Source organism: Microbacterium sp. P2_F9, from assembly GCF_056403635.1.
In genome coordinates, this window is sequence record NZ_JBFUFC010000021.1 from 12,700 (window position 1) to 32,308 (window position 19,609).

General features: G+C 68.9%; 21 protein-coding genes and 1 tRNA gene. 12 read left to right on the forward strand and 10 right to left on the reverse strand.

Annotated features, from left to right (window positions below; translation table 11 throughout):
• Positions 1–16: 16 nt before the first annotated feature.
• The 3 genes from AC1DVT_RS03830 to AC1DVT_RS03840 all read right to left on the reverse strand — a co-directional run bounded on the left by AC1DVT_RS03830 (position 17) and on the right by AC1DVT_RS03840 (position 1,802).
• Positions 17–217: a hypothetical protein gene (locus AC1DVT_RS03830; RefSeq protein WP_457100284.1), complete on the reverse strand. Its 201-nt coding sequence runs from the start codon at positions 215–217 to the stop codon at positions 17–19.
• Between the two features lie 4 nt (positions 218–221).
• Positions 222–1,046 (reverse strand): hypothetical protein, encoded by an 825-nt coding sequence (locus tag AC1DVT_RS03835; RefSeq protein ID WP_477386671.1) that lies wholly within the window; start codon positions 1,044–1,046, stop codon positions 222–224.
• 63 nt (positions 1,047–1,109) lie between these two features.
• A complete protein-coding gene (locus AC1DVT_RS03840; RefSeq protein WP_457100286.1) occupies positions 1,110–1,802 on the reverse strand; it encodes a phosphocholine cytidylyltransferase family protein in 693 nt (230 codons plus the stop codon).
• Between the two features lie 214 nt (positions 1,803–2,016).
• On the opposite strand from AC1DVT_RS03840, the gene AC1DVT_RS03845 reads away from it, so the two are divergent.
• The 3 genes from AC1DVT_RS03845 (at position 2,017) to AC1DVT_RS03855 (ending at position 4,944) form a co-directional block, all read left to right on the forward strand.
• On the forward strand, positions 2,017–3,072 hold the full coding sequence (locus AC1DVT_RS03845; RefSeq protein ID WP_477386673.1) for an ABC transporter ATP-binding protein: 1,056 nt from the start codon (positions 2,017–2,019) through the stop codon (positions 3,070–3,072).
• Complete coding sequence (locus AC1DVT_RS03850; RefSeq protein ID WP_477386675.1) at positions 3,048–4,616, forward strand: hypothetical protein; 1,569 nt, start codon at positions 3,048–3,050, stop codon at positions 4,614–4,616. Before AC1DVT_RS03845 ends, AC1DVT_RS03850 begins: the two co-directional genes overlap by 25 nt.
• Before the next feature lie 61 nt (positions 4,617–4,677).
• Entirely contained in the window at positions 4,678–4,944 is a 267-nt protein-coding gene (locus tag AC1DVT_RS03855) for a DUF3039 domain-containing protein (protein WP_457100289.1), read from the forward strand.
• A 27-nt stretch (positions 4,945–4,971) separates the two neighbouring features.
• On the opposite strand, the gene AC1DVT_RS03860 is transcribed toward AC1DVT_RS03855, so the two are convergent.
• On the reverse strand, positions 4,972–6,306 hold the full coding sequence (locus AC1DVT_RS03860) for a nicotinate phosphoribosyltransferase (RefSeq protein ID WP_477386677.1): 1,335 nt from the start codon (positions 6,304–6,306) through the stop codon (positions 4,972–4,974).
• Positions 6,307–6,415: 109 nt separating this feature from the next.
• Here AC1DVT_RS03860 and murI point away from each other — a divergent pair, with 109 nt between their 5' ends.
• Genes murI through rdgB form a run of 3 tightly spaced genes read left to right on the forward strand, consistent with a single transcriptional unit; the run spans position 6,416 to position 8,603 of the window.
• Positions 6,416–7,246, forward strand: coding sequence for a glutamate racemase (murI, locus tag AC1DVT_RS03865; RefSeq protein WP_457100291.1), 831 nt, complete (start codon positions 6,416–6,418; stop codon positions 7,244–7,246).
• Entirely contained in the window at positions 7,243–7,986 is a 744-nt protein-coding gene (rph, locus tag AC1DVT_RS03870; protein WP_477386679.1) for a ribonuclease PH, read from the forward strand. The genes murI and rph overlap by 4 nt, the downstream gene beginning before the upstream one ends.
• Positions 7,983–8,603 (forward strand): RdgB/HAM1 family non-canonical purine NTP pyrophosphatase, encoded by a 621-nt coding sequence (gene rdgB, locus AC1DVT_RS03875; RefSeq protein ID WP_477386681.1) that lies wholly within the window; start codon positions 7,983–7,985, stop codon positions 8,601–8,603. Before rph ends, rdgB begins: the two co-directional genes overlap by 4 nt.
• Here rdgB and AC1DVT_RS03880 read toward each other — a convergent pair.
• Positions 8,578–9,231: a TetR/AcrR family transcriptional regulator gene (locus AC1DVT_RS03880; protein ID WP_477386683.1), complete on the reverse strand. Its 654-nt coding sequence runs from the start codon at positions 9,229–9,231 to the stop codon at positions 8,578–8,580. The genes rdgB and AC1DVT_RS03880 overlap by 26 nt on opposite strands.
• An 86-nt stretch (positions 9,232–9,317) precedes the next feature.
• Between AC1DVT_RS03880 and AC1DVT_RS03885 the strand changes: the two genes are divergently transcribed.
• The 3 genes from AC1DVT_RS03885 to AC1DVT_RS03895 all read left to right on the forward strand — a co-directional run bounded on the left by AC1DVT_RS03885 (position 9,318) and on the right by AC1DVT_RS03895 (position 11,575).
• A complete protein-coding gene (locus tag AC1DVT_RS03885; RefSeq protein ID WP_477386685.1) occupies positions 9,318–9,875 on the forward strand; it encodes a hypothetical protein in 558 nt (185 codons plus the stop codon).
• Positions 9,876–9,879: 4 nt separating this feature from the next.
• Entirely contained in the window at positions 9,880–10,587 is a 708-nt protein-coding gene (locus AC1DVT_RS03890; RefSeq protein WP_477386686.1) for a DUF4386 domain-containing protein, read from the forward strand.
• 70 nt (positions 10,588–10,657) lie between these two features.
• Positions 10,658–11,575: a cation diffusion facilitator family transporter gene (locus AC1DVT_RS03895; protein WP_477386688.1), complete on the forward strand. Its 918-nt coding sequence runs from the start codon at positions 10,658–10,660 to the stop codon at positions 11,573–11,575.
• Between the two features lie 8 nt (positions 11,576–11,583).
• On the opposite strand, the gene AC1DVT_RS03900 is transcribed toward AC1DVT_RS03895, so the two are convergent.
• Positions 11,584–14,007 carry an ATP-dependent DNA ligase gene (locus AC1DVT_RS03900; RefSeq protein ID WP_477386690.1) on the reverse strand — a complete coding sequence of 808 codons (2,424 nt, stop codon included), beginning with the start codon at positions 14,005–14,007 and terminating at the stop codon, positions 11,584–11,586.
• Between the two features lie 67 nt (positions 14,008–14,074).
• Here AC1DVT_RS03900 and AC1DVT_RS03905 point away from each other — a divergent pair, with 67 nt between their 5' ends.
• Positions 14,075–14,836 carry a Gmad2 immunoglobulin-like domain-containing protein gene (locus AC1DVT_RS03905; protein ID WP_477386692.1) on the forward strand — a complete coding sequence of 254 codons (762 nt, stop codon included), beginning with the start codon at positions 14,075–14,077 and terminating at the stop codon, positions 14,834–14,836.
• Positions 14,837–14,869: 33 nt separating this feature from the next.
• A complete protein-coding gene (ku, locus tag AC1DVT_RS03910; RefSeq protein WP_457100300.1) occupies positions 14,870–15,730 on the forward strand; it encodes a non-homologous end joining protein Ku in 861 nt (286 codons plus the stop codon).
• On the opposite strand, the gene AC1DVT_RS03915 is transcribed toward ku, so the two are convergent.
• The 4 genes from AC1DVT_RS03915 to AC1DVT_RS03930 form a co-directional block, all read right to left on the reverse strand.
• Positions 15,720–16,508, reverse strand: a complete 789-nt coding sequence (locus AC1DVT_RS03915; protein WP_457100301.1) for a DedA family protein — start codon at positions 16,506–16,508, stop codon at positions 15,720–15,722. The genes ku and AC1DVT_RS03915 overlap by 11 nt on opposite strands.
• Before the next feature lie 72 nt (positions 16,509–16,580).
• A tRNA-Leu gene (locus AC1DVT_RS03920) sits at positions 16,581–16,662 on the reverse strand.
• A gap of 57 nt (positions 16,663–16,719) precedes the next feature.
• A complete protein-coding gene (locus AC1DVT_RS03925; protein ID WP_457100302.1) occupies positions 16,720–16,944 on the reverse strand; it encodes a PLDc N-terminal domain-containing protein in 225 nt (74 codons plus the stop codon).
• A gap of 43 nt (positions 16,945–16,987) precedes the next feature.
• Positions 16,988–17,581, reverse strand: coding sequence for a response regulator transcription factor (locus tag AC1DVT_RS03930; RefSeq protein WP_477386695.1), 594 nt, complete (start codon positions 17,579–17,581; stop codon positions 16,988–16,990).
• 290 nt (positions 17,582–17,871) lie between these two features.
• On the opposite strand from AC1DVT_RS03930, the gene AC1DVT_RS03935 reads away from it, so the two are divergent.
• Positions 17,872–19,609, forward strand: a 1,738-nt coding sequence (locus AC1DVT_RS03935; RefSeq protein WP_477386697.1) for a hemagglutinin, incomplete at its 3' end; no start/stop codon positions are given.

The following is a 19,609-nucleotide window of genomic DNA, read 5'->3' on the forward strand; positions in this document are numbered from 1 at the left end:
CTGCCACCATCCGCTCTCAGTCCTCGTTCGATGGCTCGGTCACCACGGGCGGCGGGAGCGGGATGCTGATCGACCCGATGCCGCCGACGTCCAATGCCGTCGCACTCGGGGGCGCGGCATCCGGCAGCCGCTCAGCGAAGCTCTCGGCGCGATGCGGCTCCGAGGGAAGCCCGGCCCACTCGTCGTTCTCTTCTGGACGCTGCGTGAAAAGACCCATGTCTCTACTTTCCCTTCCCGGCCCGCGTCAGGCGGCGCCAGGCGGCGCGCTCGATCGGGGTCGCACCCGGCCTGGGTTCGAGCTCGAGCGGCAGCACCACAGGCGCCAGACCGAAGGCACGGCGGGAGTTGACCAGAACCCGCCGCCCGAGGATGTTGTTGCCGGCGCCACCGACCACCGCGCCGATGCCGAAGGGGAGCGCCTTTCCGATCCAGGATGCGCCGCCGCGCACGGCGAAGTGCCGCATGAACGAGGTCTTCAGCTGGTCAACGAGTGGACCGACCGCGGCGCGCGGGATCGTCTTGGTCACGAGCTCACCCCAATAGCGATCACGGCTCGTCCCCTTTCCCGCCGCCTGCCCTGCGAGCTGAGCGACGAGGTCGATGCCCTCTTTGCCGAGCATGAGGGTGAGCACCAGCGCGCGGGCGCGATCGGGGTTGTCGACCGGGATGCCGTGGACTTCGGCGACCGATTGCGCGAAGAGTGCGGTCGCCTCGAGGAAGGCGAGGGTCTCGATTCCGCTCAAGGTCAGGGTGATGCCCGTGCCGATACCTGGCACGACTGCGGTCGCGCCGACGGCCGCGCCGCCTGTGGTCACCGCCGCGAGATAGCGTCGCTCGAGGATGCGCACGAGATCGGCTGACGAGGCATCCGGATGCCGCAGCCGGATGCCGCGCAGGTGCGCGAGCACCGCGGGGCGCTGGATCGCGAGCACCCGATCGAGCGCACGGACAGCTGTCGGATGCTCGTGGGAGCCGACCGGCGGCAGACCTCCCGACCAGGGGGCGTCGCCCGGCAGGGAGTGGATGCGGTGAACCTTCTCGTCCATCTCGCCGATCCTAGGAGCGAGTGCTGGGCACGCGCTGGGGGTTGACGCCGCGCGAGGCGATGCCTAGACGAAGAGGTTCGCGCGCTCGAGATCTTCGGCGAAGTCGACCTCGACCGCGTACAGGTCGGAGATGTCCAGGGGCATGAGACGCACGCCGTCTTCGGCGATGGCGAGCTCGAGGCCGCGCTCGAAGTAGTCCTGGTCGTCCACGCGGGTGAGCTGACGGACGAAGGCCTTCTTGTCGGCGCTGGAGATGAAGTTGATGCCGACGGCCTCGCCGATGCCGTCTACGACGGTCTTGGAGAGCTCCTTGATGAAACCCTCGCGACTGGTCGTGTACTTGACCTCTTCGTCGCTGACCTTGGAGGTGTTGACGGAGACGAACGACTGATCGCGCTCGATCAGGTCGATCGCACGGCCGAGAACGCGCGGGTCGAAGACCACGTCGCCGTTCATCCAGAGCACGCTGTTCCTGCCGGTCTTCATGAGGGCGCGAAGCAGGCTCTTGGAGGTGTTGGTCTGGTCGTACTGGTCGTTGTAGACGTAGTCGACGTCGGGGAACGCCTCGACGATCGTCTCCGCGCGGTAGCCGACGACTGTGGTGATGCGCGCGCCGCTGCCGAACGCGGCACGGATGTTGTCGTGCTGCTGCTGCATGATGCTGCGGCCGTCGCTGAGCTCGGTCAGCGGCTTGGGCAGCGCGCGGCCCAGGCGGGAGCCCATGCCAGCGGCGAGGATTACGGTCTGAAGTGTCAAAGTCTGCTCCTGGGGTGCGTTTTTACGGTCGATTCACCGACTCGTCACCCCGTTGTGCTCGGTCCATGGTAGCGACAGCCCCCTGAGAACGTGCATAATGCCGGACCCGTCCTGACTTTTCGTGACGAATCCGTGATAACCGTGTTCTCGGGCGTCCACCGTCGCGGGGCGTTTTGCAGGTGGTGACTCTTGCGCATCTTGGTACGTTTAGGTGATGCCAGCCTTCCTGTCGGTGCCACAGGACGCCTATCCGGAACCCCCGGACGGCGCCTCCGACGAGGGTGAAGAGGCCAGGATCGTGCCACTGCGTCCCACCCCCGACCCTGGGCCGCCACCGCCGCTGCCCGTTGATCTGGCGGCGACGGAGATCGTGATTCCCCCGAAGCCTCCGCTGCCCGTGCCGGAGCCCGTCGCAGCCGAGGTTGTGGAGCCCGTCGCAGCCGAGCACATCGAGCACCCCGACCCGTTCGCGGCTTCGGTCGTGCTGGACGAGTTGGTCCCCGATGTCCAGCAGGCCGCTCTCGTGCTGCGCGGCGTCACGAAGACCTTCGGCGACACGCGCGCGGTCGACGGAGTCGATCTCACGGTTCCCGCCGGCACCTTCTATGGCCTGGTGGGCCCCAATGGCGCGGGGAAGACGACCACGCTCTCGCTGATCGCCGGACTGCTGCGCCCCGACCACGGCACGATCGCGGTGAACGGCGTGGACGCGGCATCCCACCCGCTCCAGACCAAGCGCCTCATGGGCGTGCTTCCGGATCGCCTGCGCACCTTCGACCGGCTGACCGGGCGCCAGCTGCTCTACTACTACGGGGTGCTCCGCGGACTGCCGTCTGCGGTGGTCGAGAGCCGCATCGGCGATCTCGCCCGCGCGTTCGACCTCACCGATGCGCTGGGCCGGGCCGTCTCGGACTATTCGGCGGGCATGGTGAAGAAAGTCATGCTCGCCGGCGCGCTGATTCATTCGCCGAGACTCCTCGTGCTGGACGAACCGTTCGAGTCGGTCGATCCCGTCTCGAGCGCGATCATCCTCGACATCCTCTCGGCGTATGTCTCGCACGGCGGGACGGTCATCCTGTCCAGCCACGGCATGGAGCTCGTCGAGCGGATGTGCACGCGGGTCGCGGTGATCGTCGCCGGGCAGGTCCTCGCCGAGGGGACCGTCGACGAGGTGCGCGGCGAGCTCACTCTCGAGCAGCGCTTCATCGAGCTGGCCGGCGGCCTCAGCGACGTGGAGGGTCTCGAGTGGCTGCACACGTTCTCCGACTGAGGCTCGCGCTGCTCGTCGGCGCCCTTCGCGGAGATGGCCGCCATATCGCGCGGGTGTCGGCAGGCCTCGTCCTGCTCATCGTCGCGACCGTCGCGGGATGCTGGGGGCTGCTGACCCTCGATGACGTCGAGACCGAGGTGATGGTCGCGGTCACCGTGCTCGGCGGCTCGGCGATCTGCCTCGGATTCGCTCTTGCGCCGCTGATCGGCGGCGCGACGGATCCGCTCGACCCGCGCCGATTCGCCGTACTCGGACCTCGGCCCACCAGCCTGGCKGCGGTGCTGGCTCTGGTCGGCACGGTGAGTGTCCCGATCGCGGCCGTGACGGCGCTCACGGTGTGCGCGGCAATCGTGTGGGTCCGGCAAGGTGTGGCGCCGCTCGCTGCGGTGACCGGGGGCGTGCTGGTGGTCGCCACGTGCGTGCTGCTGGCGCGGGTGTGCATGGCGCTGACTGCACTGTTCCTCCACGAGCGCCGCTCACGTGAGCTCTCCGGGCTCTTCGCGTTGGCCATCCTCGTGGTCATGGTTCCGGTGGGAGTCTTCCTCGCGTCGCTGGACTGGCACGGGGTCGTGCCCACGCAGCTCACCCAGGCGATGAAGGCACTGGCGATCACCCCGTTCGGAGCGGCCACCGCCTTCCCCGGACTCCTGGCACTGGGCTGGCCGAGGGCGACCGCAAGCCTCCTGGTGGCGCTTGCCACAGTCGCGGGACTGGCCTTGATCTGGGTGTGGCTGGTCCATCGCGCGCTGACGACGACMGAGCGTCCGGTCTCCGGGCGCGAACACGGCGGCCTGGGCTGGTTCGCCGTCGCACCGGGCACTCCGTCGGGCGCGGTAGCCGCACGGAGCCTCATGTACTGGCTGCGCGACTGGCGGTACCTCGCCAACCTCGTGATCATCCCGATCGCGGCGGGTCTCACCACCGTCCCGCTGCTCATCGCCGGCGTTCCGCCCACCGTCGTCGCCCTCATTCCGGTGCCGCTCATCGCGCTCTTCCTCGGCTGGCTTCCGCACAACGACATCGCCTACGACTCCACCGCGGTGTGGATGCACATCGCGAGCGGTGTCCGCGGCGTCTCCGACCGGGTGGGCCGCCTCGTCCCGATCCTGCTGGTGGGCATTCCTGCGCTCGCTCTCGCGATTCCGATCGCGGTCTCGCTGCACGGCCGGTGGGCGATCCTGCCTGCCATGGTCGGTGTCTGCGCCTGCCTGTTCCTGAGCGGCCTCGGGCTGTCCTCGGTCTCGTCGGTGGTCGCGCCGTATCCGGCGACCCGTCCGGGCGAGAGCCCCTTCCGGCAGCCGCAGCGCACGGGATCAGGCAGCGCGATCGCTCAGGCTGTCGTGATGCTGGGCGCGGTCGCACTGACTGCTGCCCCCCTCTGGTGGGYGTGGATCGCGCTCACCTCTGACATCGAAGCGGCGAGTATGGCGCTGTGGGGCGGGGTCGCGATCGGYGGCACCACGCTCATCGTCGGCATCGCGATCGGATCCTTCGTGTTCGAGCGCCGCGGCGGACGTCTCATGGAGTTCGCCGAGTCGATCTGACGGATGCCGCGGCACATGCGGACCGCCCGCTGGAGGTTGGCCCGGGCTAAACTGGCTGACCATGAGCACCCCTCTCGACAGCCCCGATCAGGGCGGCATCGCCACCCTGGACCGAGAGCTCGAAGAGCTCATCCGCGAGGAGAGCCTCGAGCCCGGCGATCATGAGCGCTTCTCGCATTACGTGAAGAAGGACAAGATCCTCGAGTCGGCCATCACCGGCAAGCCGGTGAAGGCGCTGTGCGGCAAGAAGTGGACTCCCGGTCGTGACCCGGAGAAGTTTCCGGTGTGCCCGACCTGCAAGGAGATCTACGAGTCGATGATGGGCTGACCCTTCGACAGGCTCAGGGACCGGTTCCTACTCCGCATCCACGTAGACCGTGGGAATGGCCGGATCCGACCGGCTGAGCGCGAGGGCCCGGCCGGGAAGCTCCTCGATCACGCGAGCATGGTGGTCGCGCGCAGCGCGGACTCCGTCGCGACCGAGGTACGCGACATCCGGATCCCCGGCCGTCACGAGCAGCACCTGCAGTGCTCGCGCGTCCGGGTGCGTCGCGGCCGTCTCGAGCTCTTCGAACCCGTCGGACACGGCGATCAGCTCACTCGTCGCCGTGCCGCGCTCGAGGGTGCGGAACGCGGCCTTGCGGCCGCCCTTGGATGACTTGTCGGTCGAGGTCTTCTCGACGCCGACCCAKCCGCCGTCTTGTCCCTGGCGCGCGACGAGCTTGTAGACCATCCCCGCCGTCGGGGTGCCCGATCCGGTGACGAGCGAGGTGCCCACTCCGTAGGCGTCGACGGGGGATGCCGCAAGCGAGGCGATCGCGAACTCATCGAGGTCGCTCGTCACGGTGATCTTCGTGCCGGTGGCGCCCAGGTCGTCGAGCTGCGCGCGCACCTGCGCGGCGACGCGGGGGAGGTCGCCGGAGTCGATGCGCACGCCGCCGAGGCCGGTGCCGGCGACACGGACGGCCGTCTCGACTCCTCGGGCGATGTCGTAGGTGTCGACGAGGAGGGTGGTGCCCGTGCCGAGGGCGTCGATCTGGGCGCGGAACGCGGCTTCCTCCGAGTCGTGCAGGAGCGTCCAGGAGTGCGCGGCGGTGCCCATCGTCGGGATGCCCCAGGTCCGGCCGGCCTCGAGGTTGCTCGTCGCTCCGAAGCCGCCGATGTAGGCGGCGCGGGCGGCCGCGATCGCCGAGCGCTCGCCGGCGCGGCGCGAGCCCATCTCGGCGAGTGGCCGGTCGCCGGCTGCGATCGCCATCCGGGCTGCGGCGGTCGCGATCGCGGAGTCGTGGTTGAGCACGCTCAGCGCGAGGGTCTCCAGGATCACCGCCTCGGCAAAGGTCCCCTCGATGGTGAGGATGGGCGAGCCGGGGAAGTACAGCTCGCCCTCGCGGTAGCCGGTGATCGCTCCGGCGAACCGATAGCCCTCGAGGAATGCCAGGGTCGTGGCATCCACCACCCGCTCGTCGCGGAGGAAGCGCAGCTCGTCGTCGCCGAAGCGGAAGTCGCGGATGAGCTCGAGCAGCCGCCCAGTGCCGGCCACGACGCCGAACCGCCGCCCACCGGACAATCGCCGGCCGAACAGCTCGAAGACGCACCGGCGGTGGGCGGTCCCATCGCGCAGCGCGGCCTCGAGCATCGTGAGCTCGTAGCGGTCGGTGAGCAGGGCGGTGCTGGCGGCCGGTCCGGTCATGCGGTCAGCCTAGCGAGGGGGCGCGGCGCAGCCGCCGACGAGCGAAGCGAGTCCTCGCGGGGATCTCCCCGCGATCAAGACAAGAAGCCCTGGCGTAGGCTGGTCGATCGTGGATGACGCGCCCATCGGGATCTTCGACTCCGGCGTCGGCGGGCTCACCGTCGCCCGGGCGATCTCAGCCCAGCTGCCCCGCGAATCGCTGCGCTACATCGGCGACACCGCGCACTCGCCGTACGGGCCGAAGCCCATCGCCGACGTCCGCCGCTACTCGCTCGAGGTGCTCGACACCCTGGTCGACGAGGGCGTCAAGATGCTCGTGATCGCCTGCAACACCGCGTCCGCGGCGATGCTGCGCGACGCGCGGGAGCGCTACTCGGTGCCGGTGGTCGAGGTGATCGGACCCGCGGTCCGCACCGCGATGTCGACGAGCCGCAACGGCCGCATCGGCGTGATCGGCACGGCGGGCACGATCGGGTCCGGGGCCTACCAGGACATGCTCGAGGTCAACGAGCGTCTGACCGTGTTCGCGCAGGCGTGCCCGCGGTTCGTGGAATTCGTCGAGGCCGGGGTCACCGACTCGTCCGAGGTGCTCGCGGTCGCCGAGGAGTATCTCGCCCCGCTGCGGCACGCCGACGTCGACACCCTCGTTCTCGGCTGCACCCACTATCCGTTCCTCGAGGGCGCCATCAGCTATGTGATGGGCCCCGATGTGTCGCTCGTCTCGAGTGACACCGAGACGGCGAAAGACGTCTACCGGCAACTGGTCTCCCGCGATCTGCTCGCGAGTTCGGATGCCGAGCCCCGCCACGTCTACGAAGCCACCGGAGACTCCGCCGACGAGTTCCTGCGCCTCGCGCACCGTCTGATGGGCCGCGAGGTCACGGACGTCCGGCTCGTGCACACCGGCGCCATCGACCTTCCCTTGAGAGGAACCCAATGACCGATATCACCCGTGCCGACGGCCGCACGCTCGATCAGCTCCGCCCCATCACGATCGAACGCGGCTGGAGCAGTCAGGCCGAAGGCTCGGCGCTGATCTCGTTCGGCGGCACGAAGGTGCTGTGCACCGCGTCGTTCACCAACGGCGTGCCGCGCTGGCTCACCGGCAAGGGCAAGGGCTGGGTCACGGCCGAGTACGCGATGCTCCCGCGCGCGACTAACAGCCGCAACGACCGCGAGAGCGTCAAGGGCCGCATCGGCGGACGCACGCACGAGATCTCGCGGCTCATCGGCCGCGCCCTGCGCGCCGTGGTCGACACCAAGGCGCTTGGCGAGAACACCATCGTCATCGACTGCGATGTGCTCCAGGCCGACGGCGGCACGCGCACCGCAGCCATCACCGGGGCCTACGTGGCCCTCGCGGACGCGATCGAGTGGGGCCGCGAGAAGAAGTTCATCGCCCAGCGGTCGACACCCCTCCTCGACTCGGTGGCGGCGGTCTCGGTCGGGATCATCGACGGCGAGCCGATGCTGGACCTCGCGTACGTCGAGGACGTCCGGGCGGAGACCGACATGAACATCGTCGTCACCGGACGCGGGCTGTTCGTCGAGGTGCAGGGCACCGCCGAGGGGGCGCCGTTCGACAAGCGCGAGCTCGACGCCCTCCTCGATCTGGGCGTGGCCGGCTGCGCGTCGCTGCGCGACCTTCAGGTCGCGTCTCTCGCCGAACCGCGGTCGTGACCCACCGGATCGTCCTCGCGACGCACAATCCGCACAAGGTCGAGGAGTTCCAGGCGATCGTCGCGGCCACCCGGCCGGACATCCAGGTGATCTCGTACGACGGTCCTGAGCCGGTCGAGGACGGCGTCACCTTCGCCGAGAACGCCCTCATCAAGGCGCGCGCTGCCGCCGCCCACACGGGGCTGCCGGCCCTCGCCGACGATTCGGGGCTCTGCGTCGATGTGCTCGGCGGGGCCCCTGGGGTCTTCTCCGCGTACTGGGCAGGACACGCGAAGGATGCCGCGGCCAACCTGAACCTGCTCCTGGACCAGCTGTCCGACATCCGCGATCCGCATCGCACCGGGCAGTTTGTCTCCACGATCGCGCTCGTGGTGCCGGGCCCTTCGACTGGCTCAGGGACCAGCTCGGAGCACGTCGTGGCGGGGATCTGGCCTGGCCGCCTCGCCGCCGCCGCCTCGGGCGCGGGCGGGTTCGGGTACGACCCGATCTTCATCCCGGACGGGCAGCCCGCGGATGCCGAGCGGACGGTCGGGGAGTGGTCTGCGGCGGAGAAGAACGCCGACTCGCATCGCGCACGCGCGTTCGCGGAGCTCAGTCCGCTGCTGGCCGCGCTGTAGCCGCGAGACCGTCGAGGAGTTCGCGGACGACGATCGCGTAGTGCTCGTCGCTGCCGAATCGCGCCATGGCCGCGCCGGCGGCGAGGGTGTGCGGAAAGTGGGAGGAGGGTCCCGACGAGATCCGCTGCAGGCTCGGCACCGCCTCCGCCGCGCCGCGCGCGATCGAGAACGACACCCACCCGTAGTTGAGCGCGATGATTCCGCTGAAGGTCGCGACCGCGCGGTCTCCGTCGACCCCGAGCCGATGCAGGTGGCTCAGCGCCTGCTCGCCGATCGGCAGGGCGTTCGGCCCGGGCAGCGGGTGCGCGATGAGCCCTGGGACGGCCCACGGATGCGCCAGCAGCAGGTCCCGGTGGGCGGCCGCGAAGGCGCGGAGGTCGTCGAGCGCGTCGGGTGTCACGGGCACCACGGGCATCCGGCCGAGCACGCGATCGAGCAGTGCTTCCACCAGCTCCTCCTTGCCGGTGACGTGCCGGTACAGCCCCATCGGCGAAGAGCCGAGGTGGTCGGCGACGGCGCGGATCGTGAGCGCGTCCATGCCCGCTGACGCGACCGCTTCGGCCGCATCGAGGATCACCGGGACCGTCAGGGAGTTGCGGGGACGGCGGGGGTGCGGTTTCTCGGACATGAGGACCCTTCGCGACGGATTGCGTACAGTGTACGCACAGGTATAACGTACATCGTACGCAATCTGTTCGTCCACTGGAGTCCCTCATGTCCGTTCTGCGCTGGCTGCCCACATTCCTCGCCTTTCCGCTCGGCGGGCTCATCGCACTCCTGCTGCTCGGATCGCCGCACTCGCCGTGGACCGCACTCGCCGACGGCGTCATCGTCGGCGCGTCGATCGGCGGGGCGCAGTGGCTCGCTCTGGGCCGAGTGGCCGGCCCCCGCTGGCTCATCGTCACGACGGCAGCCGTCGCGGTCGGCGGGCTGCTGGCGTGGCTGCTCGTCGGTCCGCCGACGACGATGGCGGCCGGAGCAGTCACTGGACTGATCGTGGGCGCCGTCGTCGGCGCTGCCCAGGCTCTGGTTCTTCCGGCATCCCGACGCGCCCGCGTCATGTGGACCGCGACCGTGGCTCTGTCCTGGATTCTGGGCTGGGTTCTCACCGCGTTCGTGATCCTGGATCTCGACCGCGGCCCGTTCATCTTCGGAGCGAGCGGCGCAGCCATCGTGACGGTGATCACGGGCGTGGCGCTGCGGATGATCCTCGGTCGGCGCGTTCGTCCTCGGTCGGCCCAGGCCGCATCGGTCGCGCCGACGGGGGCGTGACCACATGCTGATCCTCACCGGCATCCTGCTGATCGTTCTTCCACTCGCGTTCAATGTCGCCTTCGCGGCCCTCGCAGCGCGCTTCGAATATCCCGACATCCTGCGGCGACCCACCGGCGAGGTACTCGAGCGGTTCCGGGCGGGCGGGTCGTCGCTCGTCCTTCTCTGGTGGGTGTTCGGGATGACCGCCGTGCTGCTCGAGCCGACCGCGGTGCTGCTGTCTGCGGGGCTCGACGGTGCCGATCCCGCGCTTCTGGCGACGGCGACGGTGGTCGGCGTGCTGGCCGCCGTGACGCAGTTCCTCGGGCTCATGCGCTGGCCGTTCCTGGTGCCGTTCCTCGCGCGTGCTGACGCGGATCCGGATGCCACGCCCGCTCGTCGTGAGGCCGTCGACATCGTCTTCCAGGCTTTCCATCGTTATCTCGGTGTCGCCGTAGGGGAGCACCTCGGCTACCTCTTCAGCGGTGCGTGGACGATCCTGACCGGAATCGCCGTCATCACTTCGGGTGTCGTCAGCGGCTGGCTCGGGCTCGCCGGCGTCGTCGTCGGAGCGCTGCTGGTCGTGTGCTCGTTCGAGTTCGTCGGCGCCTTCGAAGACCGGGGCTGGCGCCTCGCCGGCGCCATCACGCCGTTCGTCTACATCGCCTGGTCGCTGTGGCTCATCGCCACCGGCATCGGGCTGCTGATCACGGCCGGCACCGCCACCGCCTAACGAGAATCGGTCTCATTCCCAACTGCGCGCGGGCCGATCCACGGCGCTGCGGGAGGCATAGCCTGGCGTCATGCACGACCACGCGTCCAGTGCGGGCGGGATCCGCTCGGCGAGCAATCGACGGCTGCTCGCCGGTTCGCTCGCGATCACGAGCACCGTCATGGTCGTGCAGGTGCTCGGCGCCATCTGGTCGGGATCGCTGGCGCTGCTCGCAGACGCGGTCCATATGCTGACGGATGCTGCGGCCCTCGTCATCGCGCTCATCGCAGCGGTCGTGGCGGCCCGCCCCGCCGACGACAGGCGCACGTTCGGCTTCCAGCGCGCCGAGGTGTTCGGCGCCCTGCTGAACGGCGCCATCCTGCTCGTGCTGTCGGTGTGGATCGCGATCGAAGCCGTGCGCCGGCTGCTCCAACCCGACCCCGCCGAGATCGCGGGCGGTCTCATGCTCATCGTCGCCGTCGTCGGCCTGCTCGCGAACGGCGGTGCGATGTGGCTGATGAGCGCAGCGCAGCGCACGAGCATCAATGTGCGTGGCGCATATCTCGAGGTGATGGGCGACCTGCTCGGATCGGCCGTCGTCATCATCGCGGCGATCGTGGTCCTCACGACGGGCTGGTCCAAGGCGGATGCCGTCGCTTCGCTGCTGATCGCTGTGCTTATCGTGCCGCGCGCGATCGGACTGCTGCGCGAAGTCGTCTCGGTGCTGAGCGAGGCGACGCCGAAGGGCATGCATGTGCAGGAGATCCGCGAGCACATCCTGTCGGCGCCGGGGGTGGTCGATGTGCATGACGTGCATGTGTGGCAGCTGACCCGCGGCGCGCCGGTCTTCAGCGCACACGTCGTCGTCGACGAAGAAGCGATCGAGCAGGGCCGCACGGGCGAGATTCTCGCCGAACTGCAGGGGTGCCTCGCCCATCACTTCGACGTCGAGCATTCGACCTTCCAGCTCGAGCCGGCGGGGCACATCGAGCACGACGCGCACGCCTGAAGCCGCCGTCAGCTCTCGCGGACGACCTCGTCGGGGTGCTTGTCCGGTCGCAGCCCGCGCCAGCGCGAGTGGCGCAGGATGCCGTCGGGCGTGAATTCGGCGAACTCGACCTCGCCGACCAGCTCCGGCCGCACCCAGAGGGCATCCGAAGCATCCGCCGCCGGAATCCCGACGAAGGGGTTCTGGTCGCTGCGAAGGGGTGTCAGCAGCGCAGCGAGCTTCGAGAGGGTGGAGTCGCTGAAGCCCGATCCGACACGTCCCGCGTACTGCAGCCCCGCCGGCCCCGGGATCCCGAGCAGCAGCGAGCCGATCGAGCCGGYCCGCCCCCCGCGCCCGGGGCGGATCGCGCCGATGACGACCTCCTGCGTGCGGGTCAGCTTCACCTTCAGCCAGGACTCCGAGCGGATGCCGCGACGATACGTGGAGCCGGGGTCCTTCACGACGATCCCTTCCAGGCCGAAGTCACGAGCGCCGGCGAGGGCGGCATCCACGTCGTCGAAGACGGGTGGGAGCACGATCGGGGCGATGGCATCCGCGGTCAGGCCTTCCAGGATGCTTCGACGCTCGGCCAGGGGGAGTGCGGCGGCATCCGCTCCCGCGTGCGCCAGCACGTCGAAGAGGAAATAGTGCACCGGCGTCCGCGGCGTTTCGCGCTCGATCTCGCGGGGCTTGGAGAGGTTCATCCGCTTCTGCAGGCGGGGGAAGCTCGGACGCCCCTGTGCGTCCAAGGCGACGATCTCGCCGTCGATGACAGCGGGTTCCGGTCCGAGCCCCGCGTCCACCCGGGTGAGCTCAGGATATTTGGCCGTGATGTCGTTGCCGCTCCGGGCGCGCAGGTGCAAGCGCCGTCCGTCCCACACCCCGACCGCCCGGATGCCGTCCCACTTGACTTCGACCCACGGATCCCAACGGCGAGCGGCATCGCGCGCGAGGCCAGGCGTGGCGGCCGTGGCGATCATGGGCTTCAGCTCCGCCTCGCGCGGCGCCGTTGCCTCATCCGCCTGCTCGGAGGCCTCGACCGGCTCGGCGTCGGACTGCGGCCGGCCCGCGGCATCCGTCTTCATCCGATGCAGCAGCCACGTCGATTTCTCGCCCTCGCCGTCGGTGCGGATCAGGGCGAGCCGCACGCGTCCGAGCGGACCGCCCGGACGCCCCTCGGCGGTGAAGATCACCTCGTCGTCGCGCCACTTCTCGAGTTCGTAGCGGCCGTCGTCCCAGACCGTCATGCTTCCGGCGCCGTATTCACCGCGCGGGATCGTGCCCTCGAAGGTGGCGTACTCGATCGGATGGTCCTCGGTCTGGATGGCGAGGCTGTTCCGCTTGGTCGTGTGCGGGATGCCGCGGGGCACCGCCCAGCTCGCGAGCACGCCGTCTCGCTCGAGGCGGAGATCCCAGTGCAATGCGGTGGCGTGATGCTCCTGGATGACGAACCGCGGCAGCTCGCCCGCATCGGTCGGAACCCCCTGCGCGCTCGACGGCACCGGCTCCGGGGTCTTGGCCGCGCTGCGCTTCGCGATGTAGRCAGCCAGGGGGCCATCCGGCGCGTCTCGCCCGCCGGTATGGAACCCGAGGGCCGCGAGCGGGTCGCCGATGGAGTCGACGCGCTCGAGCACCTCGTCGAAGAGCAGGTGCGCGAGGTTCGGGTCGTCGAGCTCGTCCCAGGTGCGAGGGGCTGCGACCGTCGGCCGCGACCGACCGCGCAGCGAGTACGGAGCGATCGTCGTCTTGGCGCCGTTGTTCTGGCTCCAGTCGATGAAGACCCGTCCCGGGCGCATCACCTTCGCCATCTGCGAGACGACGAGTTCGGGATGATCGGCTTCGATCGCGCGGGCCAGCTCCCGCGCGACCAGCGTCACCTGCTCGCTGGTCTGGGTGCCAGGGAGGGCGGCGTACAGGTGGATGCCCTTGCTGCCGCTGGTGACCGGGAAGAGTTCGAGACCCATGCCGTGCAGGATGTCGCGGGCCCAGCGCGCCACTTCCGCGCACTCGGCGAGCCCGACGCCGGGCCCGGGGTCGAGGTCGAGCACGATCCGGTCCGGGTTGCCGCGGTCGCCGTCCGCGTCGAAGCGCCATTGCGGGACGTGCAGCTCGAGGCTCGCGACCTGCGCGAGGTACACGAGCGTCGCGACATCGCCGATCAGGGGATAGTCCTTGGCGCCGGTGGAGTGCGGGATCGGCATCCGGTGCACCCAATCGGGCGCGCCCCGCTCGAGGTCCTTCGCGAAGAACGAGGACTCGGCGACCCCCTCTGGCCAGCGCAGGCGTGTGACCGGGCGTCCGACAACGTGGGGGATGAGCGCCGGCGCGATGCGCGAGTAGTAGTCGATCACCTCGCCCTTGGTGGTGCCGGTCTCGGGGTAGAGCACCTTCTCGAGGTTCGTCAGCCGCAGGCGACGCCCGCCGACGCGCACCACCTGCTCTTCCCCTGGCATGGGACCATCCTGCCCCGCGGACTGAGCATCAGGAGTAAAATCCCCCTCAGGGAAGAGGCGACGCAGCATGTTCGGCCGACGGATGGTTGCGCTCACGGCCCTGGCGGCCGCGCTGACGCTCAGTTCGTGCGCCCCCGAGACGGGGATGGAGCCATCCCCGAGCACCCAGACCCCGTCTGCCACGCCGTCCGGCGAGCAGTCGGAGACGTCTATCGCGGCGATCGCGATCGAGCATCCCGCCGAGGGGGCGACGGTCTCCGTGCCGTTCACCGCGAACGGCACGGCGAACACCTTCGAGGCGACTCTGACCATCGACGTGGTGGATGCCGAGGGTCTCGCGCTGTGTGTCCGACACCTCACTGCGACGTCCGGAAGCCCCGACCGCGGTACGTGGCAGGGGGTGCTCGCGTTCCCCCCTGAGGAGGATCCGCTCCAGGCCACCGTGCGCGCGTACACGTTCAGCGCGAAGGACGGATCAATGGTGGATCTCGTCGAGTTCCCGATCACCATCGCGCCGGATCGACCGAACATCATCGTGACGAGCCCGCGATGCGGCGACGTCTACGACGCCGGGGGACTGATCCTGGTCACCGGGACCGCGGCCCTCTTCGAAGCCGCCTTCACCGTCGAACTGCGCAATGCGAGCACAACGATCATGACGATCCCCGTCACGGCGGACGAGTGCTGTGTCGAGTCGCCGTTCTCGTCGAGTCTCACGCTCCCTGGCGACCTCTCGCCGGGCTTCTACGACATCGTGGCGTACAGCCTGAGCGCGAAAGACGGCACGGCGGAGAATGAGTTCATTGTGCAGATCGAGGTTCGCGGCTAGCCGTGGCGCCTGGGACAGGTGTGTACTGGTGAGATGAGAGCGATCTGGAAGGGCGCGCTGACGTTCGGGCTCGTCAACGTGCCGGTCAAGGTGTATTCGGCGACCGAGGATCACGACGTGCCGTTGCATCAGGTGCACAACACCGACGGCGGACGCATCCGCTACCAGCGCAAGTGCGAGGTCTGCGGCGAGGTGGTGGCCTACCAGGACATCGACAAGGCCTACGACGACGGGGAGCGCACCGTTGTGCTCACCCCCGAGGACATCGCCTCCCTGCCGGCCGAGCGCACCCGCGAGATCGACGTGGTGGAGTTCGTCCCGACCGATCAGGTCGATCTGCTGACGCTCGACAAGGCGTACTACCTCGAACCCGACTCCGCATCGCCGAAGGCGTACGTCCTGCTGCGGCGGACCCTGGAGCAGACCGACCGCACGGCGATCGTGCGGTTCACGCTGCGCCAGCGAACGCGCCTGGCCGCACTGCGAGTGCGGGGCGATGTGCTGGTGCTGCAGACGCTGCTGTGGGCGGATGAGGTCCGGGATGCCGCGTTCCCGGCGCTGGATGAGCCGGTGCGCATCTCGGCGAAAGAGCTGGAGCTCTCGGCATCCCTCGTCGACAGCTTCGCCACCGACTTCGACCCCAGTGCCTTCGCCGACGAGTACCAGGACGAGCTGCGCACGCTCATCGATGCAAAGCTCGAGCAGGGCGACGCGCTCGACACCTCGGTCACGTTCGGCGAACCCGAAGAGGCTGCCGCCGGCGGCGAGGTGATCGACCTCATGGAGGCGCTTCGTGCGAGCGTCGAGCGGTCGCGCGCGGCGCGAGCCGATGCCGCCGACAAGCCCGCCGAGAAGAAGCCCGCGAAGAAGCCCAAGAAGCGGGCTACGGCGTAGGCGGAGCCTCGTCGGTCTTGTGACCGTGCTCGGGACCGCGCTTGAACACCTCGGGATCGAGCACCAGCTGACGCGCTTCGGTCTCGTCGGTCACGACATCCGCGCCCGAAGCGGCTTCCTTGCGCGCCTTCGCACGCTCCCGGAAGTAGTGCCACAGGGTCACCAGCAGCGTGCCGAAGACGGCTGCGAGCAGGATCAGGTCGATGTACTGCGCAACGAGGTCGCCGACCACGGGGATGAAGCCCAGCAGGTAGCCGAACATCGTCAGCCCGAAGCCCCACAGCATCGCCCCCACGAAGTTGTAGAGCGTGTAGCGTCCGCGGGGCATCTTGCCGACGCCCGCTGCGACCGGCGTGAAGGTGCGGACGATGGGGACGAAGCGCGCCACGATCACGGTCAGGCCGCCGTAGCGGGTGAAGAACGCGTTCGTCCGCTCGACGTTCTTGACGCTGAACAGGCCGGATTCCTTGCGTTCGAAGACGGCCGGACCGCCCTTGTAGCCGATCAGGTAGCCGACCTCGCCGCCGAGGAAGGCCGCGAATGCAATCGACAGGGCGACGATCCACACGCTCACACCGAACACCCCGTTGGGGAACTGCTCGGTCGGGTGCGAGAGCAGCCCGGAGATGACGAGGAGCGTGTCACCCGGGAGCAGGAAGCCGATCAGAAGCCCGGTCTCGGCGAAGACGATGAAGCAGACGACGAGGAGGGCCCAGGGGCCGGCCCAGCCGATGATGGCGGCCGGATCGAGCCAGGGGATGAGGGCGAGTGACTGCAAGAGGGGGGTCCCGTCGGTCTAGGCGGTCGGCGGTCTGTTCGGTCGGGGTGGACGCGGAGCGTCGGCGTGCCGTGCGGAAGGTGGGACTTGAACCCACACGCCCTGGGGCACAGGAACCTAAATCCTGCGTGTCTGCCAATTCCACCACTCCCGCGAGTGCGTTCAGTCTACTGAGCGACCTGAGCAGCGGCTGGGGGCTGGCCCCCGTTCTTCAGCGCTTGATGCCGAAGAGGAAGTACGAGGCGGGGCCGATCCAGTTGATCAGGAGTGCCGGCGCCCACGCTGGCTTGGGTCCGCGCACTTCTTCGGCGGGGCGGTGGGCGAGGTCCCATGCTGCCAGGAAGGCGAACGTGACCTGCAGGATGCCTAGGAGGACGAGGCCGACGTGGCCGGCCGGCCCGATCTGGTTACCGGGGCTGTGCTCGTTGTGGTGCATCTGCTGATCCTCTCGTGTGGGGGCGCGCGTCCATCGTCGCACCTCACACGCCCGCTCGCACCGCCAGCGCCACCGCCTGGACGCGGGAGTGCAGGCCCAGCTTCGACAGGAGGTTCTGCATATGGGCACCGACCGTCTTGACGCTGATACCCAGAGCCGTCGCGACCTGCTTCTGCGACATGCCCGAGGCGATGAGCGCGAGCACCTCGCGCTCCCGCTGGGTCAGCGCGGCGAGCCGGCCGAGGTCGAGCGTCGCCTCGGCCGTGGTGACCGTCGCCAGGGCCGGGCTCGCCGCGCGACGACTGCGGTCGATCAGTCGGCGGACCCGCGCGAGGAACTCGTCGGTGTCCATCGCTTCGGCCGCGTAATCGTCCGCACCGATCAGCAGCCCCGCCACGACGTCGGAGGGCGCCGTTCGGTCGGCCGAGACGAGGATCACCGGGACGTCGGGGCCGAACCGATCTCGCAGCTCGCGCAGCATGCTGCATCCGCCGTCCTCGACCTCGAGGATCGCGACTATCGGTGCAGCCGCGCGAAGGGACGCCTGGGCTTCGCCCGGATGCGCGAACGAGTCGGCGTCGACCCCCAGTCGTGCGAGCAGCCGCACATAGTCGGCTCGCACGTGGTCTCCGGTCACCACGAGTCCATATGCCCCATCGCCGTCGATGTGCACGTTCCCCTTCGAGACACCGCCTGCGCGGGGGGTACGCAGGCCCTAGGGATTTCTCCCCAGTCGTGATCGGGACATCTCCCGATGGTCGCTCCCCAGCGACGTCCATAGCGTAAGGCCATAGCCCGCGTCGGGGAAGGGCAAGTCCGGCGTGGAGCAGAACACACCTTGGGGAAGGGAAATTTGTCATGTCTACACGGATGCGGCGGCGTGTGCTTGCCACGGGAGCGGCGGGCTGTCTCGCCATAGCAATGCTGATGGGAGCGGTGCCGGCTTGGGCTGCCTCCGGCCCGTACACCATCGACGGGAACGTGCCCGATGCGAACACGGCTGAACTGCCTGACGTCTTCGGCTCTGTGAAAGAACTGGGCCCGCTGAACTCGAACACCACGAAGATCGGCGTCATCCACAGCGATGCGGTGCCGACGCTGGGGCTCACCAACCCGAATGCGCAGGTCGACCTGCGCCGCGCGTGGCTCGACACCGCGAAGGACACTTCCACCAACCACGACTGGCTGTATTTCGCGTGGGAGCGCGATTCCAACAGCGGCAGCGGCTTCATCGCCTACGAGTTCATGCAGGACCTCGCGCCGGTCGGCTGCGCGTACGACACCGCGACCGAAGCGCAGCTCATCGCCAACTGCAATCCCTGGGCCAACCGCAAGGCCGGCGACTTCATGATCCTCTGGGATCAGCAGGGAGGCAGCCGGGACCTCTACCTGAGGACGTGGAGCGGCGTCGCGCCGAACTTGACTCTCAGCGCCCCATCACTGCTCAACGCCAACGTATCTGAGGCGAAATACAGCGCGGATGGATTCCGCGGTGAGGCTGCGGTCGATCTGACGGCGACCATCTTCGGAAACTCGACCGCGTGCCTGTCGTTTGCCAACACGATTCCGAGCACTGTGACGGGCAACTCCGATACCGCCGACTACAAGGACACGATCCTCAAGAACGCTCCGCCGATCAGCAACTGCGACTCGACGACGACGACGACGCCGAAAACCGCAGCGGGCGGTGCCATTCCGGCGGGCGGACTGTCGATCGGCGGCGGCGTGGTCGGGGTGACGGACTCGGCCGTAGTCGGACTGGTCGGTGGCACAGCCACTCCGGCGGGCTCGGTGGCGTTCACACTGTGCAAGGTCGACTCTCCGGCCTTGTGCACAGCAGCGGGCACCACGGTGGGGACGGTGAACCTGTCTGGGGCCGCATATCCGGTCACAGTCGCGTCTCCGATTGCGTACGTGACGTCAGCAGGTCGGTACTGCTGGCTCGCCGTCTTCAGCGGCGACTCTGCGCACGGCATCCCCGGCTCCAGTGACTCGTCAGTGAATGAGTGCTTCACCGTGAATCCTGTGGTGGCAGGTTTGGCGACCACCGCTGGCCCGGACGTCAACCTCGGCTCGGCGGTGACGGACTCGGCCACGCTGAGCGGGACCGCCACGCAGCCCGCTAATCCGGTCATCAACCTGACCGGCACGGGCGGCGCTCCAGCCGGAGGTACGATCACGTTCAAGCTGTACGGGCCGAACAACTGCACCACTGTGGTGAACTCGCCGCTGGCGCCGGTCACGGTCAGCGGGAACGCCACATACAACGCGCCGTCGTTCACCCCCACCGCGGCCGGCACCTACCACTGGGTCGCCGTCTACAGCGGGAGTTCGCCGAACACGACCGGCCTCACCCACAACGCCACGTGCACCGACACCGATGAGGACGTGATTGTCACTTCGGTGCCCTCGACACTGTCCAGCGCTCAGAAGTGGGTGCCGAACGACTCGGTGACCGTCTCTGCCCCTGCGGGCAGCGGCAACCTGGCGGGTACCGTCGACTTCGAGCTGTTCGCACTGGCGAACTGCGGCGGCGCGGCGATCTACACCCTGATGGACGTGCCGGTGGCGGGAGTCTCGCCGCAGACGGTGGCGACTGCCAACACGACGGCTCAGCTGGCGACTGGGACGTTCTCGTGGCGGGTCAACTACGACAGCACCAACC

Bases quoted from the DNA above. Each gene is read 5' to 3' on its own strand.
- AC1DVT_RS03925 (WP_457100302.1), bottom strand. From the start codon at position 16,944: ATGCACCACAACGAGCACAGCCCCGGTAACCAGATCGGGCCGGCCGGC.
- AC1DVT_RS03835 (WP_477386671.1), bottom strand. From the start codon at position 1,046: ATGGACGAGAAGGTTCACCGCATCCACTCCCTGCCGGGCGACGCCCCC.
- AC1DVT_RS03830 (WP_457100284.1), bottom strand. From the start codon at position 217: ATGGGTCTTTTCACGCAGCGTCCAGAAGAGAACGACGAGTGGGCCGGG.
- AC1DVT_RS03885 (WP_477386685.1), top strand. From the start codon at position 9,318: ATGTCCGTTCTGCGCTGGCTGCCCACATTCCTCGCCTTTCCGCTCGGC.
- AC1DVT_RS03855 (WP_457100289.1), top strand. From the start codon at position 4,678: ATGAGCACCCCTCTCGACAGCCCCGATCAGGGCGGCATCGCCACCCTG.
- AC1DVT_RS03845 (WP_477386673.1), top strand. From the start codon at position 2,017: ATGCCAGCCTTCCTGTCGGTGCCACAGGACGCCTATCCGGAACCCCCG.
- AC1DVT_RS03905 (WP_477386692.1), top strand. From the start codon at position 14,075: ATGTTCGGCCGACGGATGGTTGCGCTCACGGCCCTGGCGGCCGCGCTG.
- AC1DVT_RS03890 (WP_477386686.1), top strand. From the start codon at position 9,880: ATGCTGATCCTCACCGGCATCCTGCTGATCGTTCTTCCACTCGCGTTC.
- AC1DVT_RS03895 (WP_477386688.1), top strand. From the start codon at position 10,658: ATGCACGACCACGCGTCCAGTGCGGGCGGGATCCGCTCGGCGAGCAAT.
- ku (WP_457100300.1), top strand. From the start codon at position 14,870: ATGAGAGCGATCTGGAAGGGCGCGCTGACGTTCGGGCTCGTCAACGTG.
- AC1DVT_RS03880 (WP_477386683.1), bottom strand. From the start codon at position 9,231: ATGTCCGAGAAACCGCACCCCCGCCGTCCCCGCAACTCCCTGACGGTC.
- rph (WP_477386679.1), top strand. From the start codon at position 7,243: ATGACCGATATCACCCGTGCCGACGGCCGCACGCTCGATCAGCTCCGC.